We start from the raw sequence: 6,246 nt of genomic DNA, 5'->3' as shown, positions 1-6,246 counted from the left end.
TCCATGCCAGCCTCCTGCACCGGCACGCACCTGAATCAGAAAACCGCAGCGACGGGAATCCCCTTATGATTCAGCACGGTGAGAAACCGCTCTAACCCTGCCAAGAATCGCGCTTGCAGCGGCCGGGATCAATGCGGCGGCGATTTGGCATCTCTGCCGTTTGCGAGGACGTGATGCCCCCCTAAATGGCACCAGCGCTTGGCAATGATCCAGCACGGAACGCCGCCAGCCCCGCTAACCGCCATTCCGGTCATTCCCGATGCATAGAACCAGATGGCTTGCATCACGTTGAATTCCCATCATCGACAGCGATTGAGTTATCGGCCGACATCTATGTGTGCCGGCCGTTCGACGGCAGCGCGGTATGGAACGTTAGTATTCTTGTACTGGGCTAGCAGATGGTACACGGTTCTGCATGACGCTGCATAGCAACAGAGCAGCGGTCGTTCGTTCCGCTACGGATGAACGCACACGTCTCACCTCGATAGCGCTGTGATCACGACGAGCGTTACATTGTCACTGCCATCACGTTGCAGTGCGTTTTCAAGAATGCGGTCCGCCATGTCCCCGATCGCCGCGGGCATCGTCGCGAAATCGCGCGGATCAAGCGATCGTGAAACGCCGTCCGAGCACAGCAGAAGTCGATCGTTCGGCTGGACTAGTGTGGTGACGCTATCCAGCGCTACGGCCGGCGCAACGCCGAGCGCGCGCGTGACGACATTGGCTTGCGGATGACGGTCCGCCGCGGCTTCCGTCAGGACACCCGCGTCGATCATCTCCTGCACGACGCTGTGATCGTGGGTCAGCCGCTCCGCCCCGCCGCCGCGCATCAGATAGGCCCGACTGTCCCCCGCCCAGAAGATCGTCGCCTCACTGCCCTCGATCAACGCGATCACGATCGTCGCGCCGCTGGTCGCATGCACGTCGTAGATAGCGCGATTGGCATGCGACACCGCGGCGCGCACCGCTGCCGCGTCGATCGGCGCCGGATCATCCGCCAATGCCTGCAAAACATCGACCACCGTTTCTGCGGCGGCGGCGCCGCCGCTATGGCCGCCCATGCCGTCGACGACCGCCCAGAGCCCACGGTCTGCCCGATCGAGAAACCGATCCTCGTTGACGCTGCGCACCCGCCCGACATGGGATCGGTTTTGCGACACATAGACGGTTTCCCGAGCGAGCGACGGACCGCCGCGAGGTTTGCGTCGCAACAGGCTGGCGAGCTTCATGCGGGATCGCGGGCCATGGCCGTATCCGCGGCGTCATAGGCGAGGGCGAAGGCGCGATCGAGCGAGCCGGGTGCGGATGCCACGATCTGCCGTGTCAGGTCGGCATGACGGTCAGCGACTTCTGCCATCTGCAGGCTCGCACGACTTTTCAGCAGCGTCGCGCGGTCCGCGATTGCCGCATCGACAGATGCCGGCTCGAACGTGCCGATCGCCGCGCGCAGGCTCCCCTGCAGGCCTGCGAACGTGGCGACCAGATGCCGCTTCACGTCACGAAACGACGCCTTCAGCGCCGCCGGGCCCGACAGGAACCCGGTGGAGCCCGCAAGCAGCAGGTCGATCGCCAGCCGCTGTGTCGGCGCCCATTTGAACGGATTATTGTCCGCGCCGCTGATGGTCGTGCGCGTCAATTGATAGCGTCCGCGCGCATGGTCGCGCTCGGCCATCAGGTCGCCGATCCCCAGCACCATCTGCCGATACACCGCACCCGCCCGCCGCATGATCTCGGTCGGCTCCTCTTCGGAGAGCAGCGAACAGTCCAGCCCGGCGCCCTCGCAAAATGCCTCCAGCAACGACCCATCGCCCAGCGGTCGCGCCTCACCGGCATCGGCCCAGTCGCTCGGCACCTCTACCGACGATCCCAGCGGCGGCGTCAGCACCATGGTCAGCGCGCCATCGACTTCCAGGTCGCCATGCGGGGCCTGCGTCGCGACCATCTTGAACCGGCCGAGCCTCAGCGCGCTCGGCACCGGCAGCACCACGTCGACCGCATCGGGAAACCGTTGCCCGGTATCGGCATCGAATACGCCGTTCGCGCCGAGCGCCCGCAGTGTCAGCCCATCGCCGTCGACGCGGAGTTCACAATGCGCCCGCGACAGCGCGCAATCGGGATCGGCGATCGGCCAGTCCGCCTCGGTATCGCGACCGATGCGGAGCAGACCCTCGCGGATCAGCCGCGCATCGAGCGGCTGGACCATGTCGTCTCGGTCGAAAAGCTGGAGCATGTACATCGAACGGATCCTCAGGCGGCCAGACGGGCGGACGGCACGACGCGGGTAGCGCGCATCGCGATGTCGGCCTGCGCGCCGGTCCCCGCCAGATGCGGCTCGACTGCGGCGGCGGCGCGATTGAACGCGTCGAACGCGGCGCCGAATTCGTCGCGGCGGCGATGCGATATGCGCAGAGCGAAATCGGACTTCGCCGCCTCGTCCAGCGCCTTGCGCAGTCGGGCGAGCGGCCGGGCCACCATGGCGCCGCTCAGATAGCCGATCACCAGCACCACACCCATGATCACCAGCGACAGCACCGTCAGCAGCATCCGCGCGTTATCGATCGCGGCGTCCAGCGCGGTCCGGCGCAGCACCAGGTCGACCGTGCCGAACTCTGCCCCGGCATAGCGGATCGGCCGGACGAACCGCAGTCCTGCGCCCCTGCCCCGGTCGGGTGCCGCGGTCACGCCGGCGCCGCTGCCGATCGCCGCTTCGCCAACAGTGCGGCGATAGCGCGTGCCGATCAGCTTCGCGTCGTCTGCCGCGCGGACGATCCCGCCGGTATCGGCGACCACCATGTCGCGAATCTCCTGATCGCGCGAGGCCGAGGCGACGAAGGCCTGCAGCGCGGTCCAGTCCTGCTGCTCGGGCGCGAGCCCCGCATTGTCGGCCGCCAGCACCGCGGTGTTGCCGGTGACGAACGCCGCGATCGAGCGACCCGACACGATCGCCATATGCTCAAGCGTGCGTTGCTGCCGCCCCAGGATCGACGAGACGCTCGCGACCAGCGCGATCGCGGTTACTGTGACGAGCGCCAGCGGGAGCTTGATCTTCAGCGGCAGACCACGGCGGCCGGGTGCTGCCTCGGCGGTCGCCGCGATCTCGCGGGTCAGCGCCTCGTACACCGCATGGCCGTCGGCGAACCGCTGCTCGGGCTTCTTCGCCAGCAGCTTGTCGATCACAAAACGCAGGCCCGGCGGGCAGTCCGCGGCGGAACGCGCGATCGGCTCGACACGCTCCTGCGCGATCTGGATGGCCAGCGTCGCCAGCCCCATGCCGGGAAATGCGACCTTGCCGGTCACCATCTCGTACAGCACCACGCCCAGCGAGAAGAGGTCCGACCGCTGGTCGACGGGGATGCCGAGCGCCTGTTCCGGGCTCATATAGCGCGGCGTTCCGATCATCTGGCCGACCTGCGTGCGCGCAAGGCGTCCGTCGGTGCCGGACACGTCGATATCGCCGATCCGCGCGACGCCGAAATCGAGCAGCTTGGCGGTGCGGCCGTCCGCCGATAGCAGGATGTTCGATGGCTTCACGTCGCGGTGCACGACGCCCGCCCTGTGTGCATAGTCGAGCGCCGAGGCAAGTTGCTGACCCAACGCCAGGACGCGTTCATACGGCAGCCGGCCTTGCGCCAGCAGCAGCGTGTCGAGCGGCTGCCCCTCGATCAGCTCCATCGCGATATAGGCGACACCGTCCGCCTCGCCCACATCGTAGACCGTCGCGATATTGGGATGGTTCAGCGCACCCGCGGCGCGCGCCTCGCGCAGGAAGCGCTCGCCCAGTTCGGGGTCGCGACCATATTCCGGTTTGAGCACCTTGATCGCCACGGTGCGCCCGATCCCCGGATCGAACGCGCGGAACACGTCCGCCATCGCGCCCTCGCCCAGCCGACCGTCGATCCGGTAGCGTCCCAGCATCTCGGTCATCACTTGCGCGCCTTCACGGTGGCGGCGATGCGCTCGGCACGCGTCAGGTCGCGCGCGATGACCGGATTGCCGGGATCGAGCGCAGCGGCGCGGCGCAACAGGCCGACCGCGCGCACGACATTCCCCGAATTGAGCGCCGCCAGCCCCGTCGCGCGCGCCTGACGCGCGGCGACCCGATTGGCCGTGGGTGCGGTCGGCTTCGTCACCGGCGCCGGCCTGGGCGCGGCTGGCTTCACGCGGGTGGGAGCGGCCGGCACGGGTCGCGGCTCGGATCGCCGGGGCGGCTCGATGCGCGGGGGCTCGCCTGGAATACGGAGCGTCCGGCCAGCCGCCAGATCGGCAGGCTTGGCGATGTCGTTATAGCGTGCGAGCTGATACGCCTTCAGACGATTGCCCAGGAACCGCTGCGCCAGTCCCGACATCGTGTCGCCGTCCCGCGTGGTATAGGTGAAACTCGTCGGCCCCAGCAGATCCTTCGGATCGCGGTCGATGGAGTCGCGCAGCACCTGGACCGAAGGATTCATCGGATCGCGCTTCAACGCGGCGTTGATCCGCTTCTTCGCTGCACCACTATCGCCCTGATCGAGCAATAGCAGGATTGCGTCGATCTCGCTCGCCGGCGTCGTCTGCGGCGCAGGCGCCAGTTGCGGTCCCGCCTTGGGCCCATGCGAACAGGCGGTAATCGCAAGCGCGAGCGGCAGCGCGCCGGCCCGCGCGACCTGTCGAGGAGAGAAACTCATGCGGTAAGCCTTTCGGTGATCCGGTCCCGCATCGCGTACGGGTCGATGGCCAGCAACTTCGCGAGCCCGGCGGAATCGCGTGCGAACGCGACAAACTCCGCGCCCTTCAGCGGTGGCGAGAAATAATAGCCCTGGAAATGCGTGCAGCCGTGACGCAACAGCCACTCATATTCCGCGCGTCGCTCCACCCCTTCGGCGAGTACGCGGATGCCGAGCCCGCGCCCCAGCGCGACGATGCTCTGGCAGATCGCCTGGCTGTCGCGCAGCGTATCGACGTTCGTCACGAATTCCCGGTCGATCTTGATCTTGTCGAACGCCAGCGTGCGCAGCGTGCTGAAGCTGGAATAGCCGGTGCCGAAATCGTCGATCGCGATCCGCACGCCAGCCGCCCGCAACGCGTCGAACAGCTGGGTGGCGCGCGTACCGTCGCTCATCGCGACACTCTCGGTCAATTCGATCTCCAGCGCAGCCGCCCCCAGCGAATGCCGCGCAAGCGTGCGTGCAACCAGTGCCGCCATGTCGTCGCGGTCGAGCTGATGCCCCGACACGTTCACCGCGACGCGCAGGGCGTCCAGGCCCTGTGCCTGCCATGACCGCGCCTCCCGTGCAGCGGCGTTGAGGGTCCACATCCCGATTTCATGCGCCAGCCCCATCGCCTCCATCACCGGTACGAATCGCGACGGCGAGACCTGCCCGAGGGTGGGATGAAACCAGCGGATCAGCGATTCCGCGCCCGACACCCGACCTTCCCCGGCATCGATCAACGGCTGGTATCGCATTTCCAGTTCGCCGCGCGCGATCGCCTGGCGAAGGTCCTGTTCCAGGGCATACCGCTCGCTGGCTAGGGCTGCGAGATCGAGGACAGGGCTGGCGACCGCGACCACGGCACCGGGCTGTACTATCAGTGACGCCAACGTGCGGGACAACATCGCCTGCGCGTTCACACCGTCGGCCGGCATCCTAGCCTGCCGCACGCGAATTTCGGGCAGGATTTCCCGGTCGCCGTCGATCACCACGTCGCCCAGCGCGTATCGCAGCACATCCAGTTCGGTCTGCGCAGCTTCCTCGACGACATCCGGGCCGAACCAGATCGCGACGCTGGCGCGATCGACATGCGCAATCAGTCGTTCTTCGGGCAGCATCCGGGTCAGCCGGTCGACGATCGTCAGCAGCAGGCGTTCGCCCAGCGCCGGGTCAAACGCGCACAGCCGATCGAAGTCCATGAATCCGATGACACCGAGTACCCCACGCCCGTCCACCATCACTCGCTCGATCAACGGCTCGCGGGTCGGCAAGCCGGTAATCGCGTGGCGATGACTGGTGCGATGCTCGACAGCCTGCAGACGATCCGCGATGGTCGCTACGCTCTGTGTGAGCCTTTCACCACGCGAGACCGTCGGAGACGTCCCGGCGAGATTTTGCAAATGCCGGATCAATCGCGACACCCGGTAATGCTGGGCAATCGAATACGCCATTGCTGCGAAAACGATACAGACTGCAACGGACGCTATGGCGGCGGCACTGCGGTCGACGAGCCGCCACGTGACGATAGCCGCCGCTATTGGTAGTAGCCCGATGCACC

General features: G+C 66.8%; 5 protein-coding genes. All 5 read right to left on the bottom strand.

Annotation, left to right across the window (positions count from 1 at the left end; genetic code table 11):
- Nucleotides 1–476: 476 nt before the first annotated feature.
- From FHY04_RS21590 to FHY04_RS21570, 5 genes are read right to left on the bottom strand one after another with little or no spacing between them, the layout of a single operon-like run.
- The gene (locus FHY04_RS21590) at nt 477–1,229 is read right to left on the bottom strand and encodes a PP2C family serine/threonine-protein phosphatase (protein ID WP_183937878.1); all 753 of its coding nucleotides are present in this window, start codon (nt 1,227–1,229) and stop codon (nt 477–479) included.
- Complete coding sequence (locus FHY04_RS21585; protein WP_159511486.1) at nt 1,226–2,236, bottom strand: type VI secretion system-associated FHA domain protein; 1,011 nt, start codon at nt 2,234–2,236, stop codon at nt 1,226–1,228. The genes FHY04_RS21590 and FHY04_RS21585 overlap by 4 nt, the downstream gene beginning before the upstream one ends.
- An 11-nt stretch (nt 2,237–2,247) precedes the next feature.
- Nucleotides 2,248–3,924, bottom strand: a complete 1,677-nt coding sequence (locus FHY04_RS21580; RefSeq protein ID WP_260171724.1) for a serine/threonine-protein kinase — start codon at nt 3,922–3,924, stop codon at nt 2,248–2,250.
- Complete coding sequence (locus FHY04_RS21575) at nt 3,924–4,664, bottom strand: LysM domain-containing protein (RefSeq protein WP_183937876.1); 741 nt, start codon at nt 4,662–4,664, stop codon at nt 3,924–3,926. The genes FHY04_RS21580 and FHY04_RS21575 overlap by 1 nt, the downstream gene beginning before the upstream one ends.
- Nucleotides 4,661–6,139: a bifunctional diguanylate cyclase/phosphodiesterase gene (locus tag FHY04_RS21570; protein ID WP_183937874.1), complete on the bottom strand. Its 1,479-nt coding sequence runs from the start codon at nt 6,137–6,139 to the stop codon at nt 4,661–4,663. Before FHY04_RS21570 ends, FHY04_RS21575 begins: the two co-directional genes overlap by 4 nt.
- Between the last annotated feature and the right edge of the window lie 107 nt (nt 6,140–6,246).

It is taken from the genome of Sphingomonas sp. BK481 (assembly GCF_014194875.1).
In the GTDB taxonomy this organism is placed as follows: Bacteria; Pseudomonadota; Alphaproteobacteria; order Sphingomonadales; family Sphingomonadaceae; genus Sphingomonas; species Sphingomonas aerolata.
The sequence above is the reverse complement of the archived record's forward strand: the minus strand, read 5'-3'. Positions and strand labels throughout refer to the sequence as shown.